Annotated in this window: 1 protein-coding gene; it reads right to left on the minus strand. The window is 58.5% G+C overall.

Annotation, left to right across the window (positions count from 1 at the left end; all coding sequences use genetic code 11):
- A partial coding sequence (locus HU750_RS27065) for an immunoglobulin-like domain-containing protein (RefSeq protein WP_186683403.1) occupies positions 1 to 217 on the minus strand: 217 nt, incomplete at both ends.

The raw sequence follows: 217 nt of genomic DNA on the forward strand, positions 1-217 counted from the left end.
TTTGTAAACGTCGTCGCCCTGCGCTTCGTGGGTGTACGGCGCGCTGGTTTCACCGGCTTTGATGGTGACGGTGGCGTTGTTGCTCAAGGTCACGACCAGGTCGTGGGCCAGCGCGGTGTTGATGTGGACGGTGAACGTTGGTTTGACGTTCTCGGCGACGGAAACCTGGTCAGCGGTAATGGTGACTTTGACCACATCGCCTTCGTTGCCTGGAGTA

This window comes from Pseudomonas sp. SWRI50 (genome assembly GCF_014269095.1).
In the GTDB taxonomy this organism is placed as follows: Bacteria; Pseudomonadota; Gammaproteobacteria; order Pseudomonadales; family Pseudomonadaceae; genus Aquipseudomonas; species Aquipseudomonas kermanshahensis.